General features: G+C 61.6%; 2 protein-coding genes. Both read left to right on the top strand.

Annotated elements, in window-relative coordinates; all coding sequences use genetic code 11:
• The first annotated feature begins 382 nt into the window (after positions 1-382).
• Positions 383-2,248 carry a sigma-54-dependent Fis family transcriptional regulator gene (locus AC3B8H_RS19820; protein WP_488443241.1) on the top strand — a complete coding sequence of 622 codons (1,866 nt, stop codon included), beginning with the start codon at positions 383-385 and terminating at the stop codon, positions 2,246-2,248.
• A 75-nt stretch (positions 2,249-2,323) separates the two neighbouring features.
• Positions 2,324-2,950, top strand: a complete 627-nt coding sequence (locus tag AC3B8H_RS19815; protein ID WP_488443240.1) for a hypothetical protein — start codon at positions 2,324-2,326, stop codon at positions 2,948-2,950.
• Positions 2,951-3,147: the final 197 nt, after the last annotated feature.

Genomic DNA, 3,147 nt, shown 5'->3' with positions numbered 1-3,147 from the left:
AGAGCCGGTGGCTAACGCGCCTGCAATGCTGCTTTCGGTGTGCGAGCGGAAAGTATCATATTTTGTGACGCGTTTAAACTTATTTGATATGAAGGTTTTGTGACTGCCCTTGACATCGCCAAGCTTAAGTTTGCTCGCAAGCCATTCTATCGCGGAGTATCAGAAAAGCCCCTCTACTGAACGCATACATCCGGATCACTAATGCGGGATTCGAGAGGGGCCACATGGATCGTGTATAAAAATTAAAACCGGCCCTAGGCCGCTTACGCTCGACGAGTTAATTGCCCGCCAAAGATCGGTATCCAACTCGCTTTCTATCCGATTTGGCGGTTTCCGCCGCGTCGGCGTAACATGGCCCGGTGTTTTCGTTGAAAATTCGCAGATGACCGAGATTCCACCGCTTACGACGCCGGACCTTGCTGAATTGGAGGTGCTGCGCGCCATTGTCGAAGGGACCGCCCATCAGGCCGGCGGCGAGTTTTTCCGTTCGCTGGTGCGCAATTTGAGCCGGGCCACTGGCGTGGCCGGGGCGTTTGTCGCGGAGTTTTTGCCGGATCGGCGGCGGGTGCGGGCTTTGGCGTTCTGGCAGGACGGCGACTGGCTGGATGACATCGAGTGGGATTTGCCCGGCACGCCGTGCGAGGACGTGTTGCACGGGCGCTTGTGCCATTATCCGTCCGGTGTGTCGCAACGCTTTCCGGCCGAGCCGGACGTGGAAAGCTATCTCGGCGTGCCGTTGCGCGACCAGGCTTCCGGCGAAATTCTCGGCCATCTGGCGGTATTCGACAGCCGCGAAATGCCGGAGCAACCCCGGCTACTGTACACCTTTCAAATTTTCGCGGCCCGCGCCGCCGCCGAATTGAGCCGGTCGCGCGCGGCCGAGCAGTTGGTGCAAAGCGAGCAGCGCTTTCGCGATTTGTTCGACGAGGCGCCGATCGCCTACGTGCACGAAGACTTGCAGTCGCGTTTTTTGCGGGCCAATCGCAGTGCGCTGCGGATCCTGGGCGTACCGGCGGAACTGGTGCCGGGCTTCGTCGGCCGTTCCCTGGTGCCGGCATTGCCGGAGGCCCAGCGCCGGGTGGACGAGGCGTTTTCGGCAATCGGCCGGGGTGGCGATAGCGCCGGCGTGATGCTGGAACTGCGCCGCTATGACGACGGCCGGCCGATCTGGATTCAATGGTGGTCGCGGCCGGACGCCGGCGGTTTGTTCACCCGCACCATGTTCGTCGATATCACCGAACAAGTGCTGATGGAGCGGCGCCAGGCCAAATTGCAGGCGCAAAACCGCTATTTGCAGGACGAGATCAAGGCCGACCACGACTTCGATTTGATCGTCGGCGACAGTCCGCCGTTGCGGGCCTTGCTGCAACAAGTGCGCAAGGTGGCGGCCACCGACGCCTCGGTGTTGATTCAAGGCGAGTCCGGTACCGGCAAGGAATTGATCGCCCGCGCGATTCATTCGGCCAGCCCCCGCCGCGAGCAGCCGTTAATCAAGGTCAATTGCGCGGCCTTGCCGGCCGGGCTGATCGAAAGCGAGTTGTTCGGCCACGAAAAGGGCGCCTTCACCGGCGCCTTGCACAAGCGGGTCGGCCGCTTCGAGTTGGCCGACGGCGGGACCTTGTTTCTCGACGAAGTCGGCGAAATCTCGGCCGAAACGCAGGTCAAGCTGTTGCGGGTGCTGCAGGAGCGCGAATACGAGCGGGTCGGCGGCCAGAAGCCGATCAAGGTGGACGTGCGCATTATCGCCGCGACCAACCGCGACCTGCGCCGGGAAGTCGCTGAAAAGCGATTTCGCGAAGACTTGTTTTACCGGCTGAACGTGTTTCCGCTGCAAACCCCGCCGTTGCGCGAGCGTAGCGGCGACATTCCGGCGCTGGCAACCTTCATGGCCGGCAAGTTCGCCGCCAAACTCGGCAAGCGCATCGACGGCATCCAGCCGCCGGCCTTGCAGCGTTTGCTGGCTTACCCCTGGCCCGGCAATATCCGCGAGTTGGAAAACGTCATCGAGCGGGCGACCATACTGGCCGACGGACCGTGGCTGGACATCGCGCCGGAATTGTTGCCGCAGGCTTTCAGCGAGCCGTTGACATTGCCGGCCACCTTGCAGGAAGTCACCCGCGAACATATCGTCGCCACGCTGGAGCAGACCGGCTGGGTCATCGAAGGCCCCAACGGCGCCGCCGCCAAATTGGACATGAAGCCCAGCACCTTGCGCTACCGGATCAGGAAATTGGGGATCACCCATTGAACTTTCGCTGGCCGGACGGGTTGAAATAGGGTTAGGCGCCGACTCGCGCCGCTTTTGACTATGACGACAGGAATCATGAAACCAGCGAAGTTCACGTTTTTAGCCATCGCCGCGTCGGCCGTCTCTCTTTTAGCGGGACCGGCTCACGCCGAATTGACCACCCATCCCTTCGATCAAGCGCCGAACATTCAAGTCCGGCCGGCCGACGCGGCCGAGCCGACGCCGGCATCCGCCACCGAAGCCGCGCCGGTCGCCGAGCCGGCGGCTGCCGCGCCAACCGAGCCGGTGCCGAGTCAAACGCCGCCGGCCTTCAGCTTTACCGATCAGTTCGGCAAGCAGAAATACAGCACCTGCAGCATGACCTACCATTTGTCCGGCTTCTCGCTGGGCTACAAGCAATACGACGGTCTGGGCGAAATCACTTGCCGTAACGGCCAGAAGGCGCAAGTGGCGCTGTCCTCGAAAAGCATCGGTTTTACGATCGGCAAGTCGGATATCGAGGGCGAAGGCCATTTCACCGACGTCAAGGACATCAAGGAAATCTACGGCGACTACTTGTCGCTGGGCAATCATTTCGGCTTCATCAACTCGATAGACCGGCAAGTGTTGACGCGCGGCGAAATCTCGCTGGTGCTGATCGGCAAGGGCCACGGTTTCGACATCGGCTTCACGCTGGGCGATTTGTCGATTCGCCGGCGTTGATCGCCGGCCCTCAAGTTTTGCGGCTCGGTGAGGGAGGGCAGGGCGCGGGCCGTTCCGAGCCATTTCCGCTGAACGGCGTTTACAATCCCGCAAGTTGTACCAAACTAACGCTGACGAGGGGCGCTTCGTCGCCGACAATGCAAAGGCGGGCGTGGGAGCCGCTTCAGCCGCGATCAAAGCCGTTTGGCGGGGGCGAG

This window comes from Methylomonas sp. BG-2, assembly GCF_057766305.1.
Note: the sequence above shows the minus strand (reverse complement) of the source record. Positions and strands in the feature narration are given on the sequence as shown.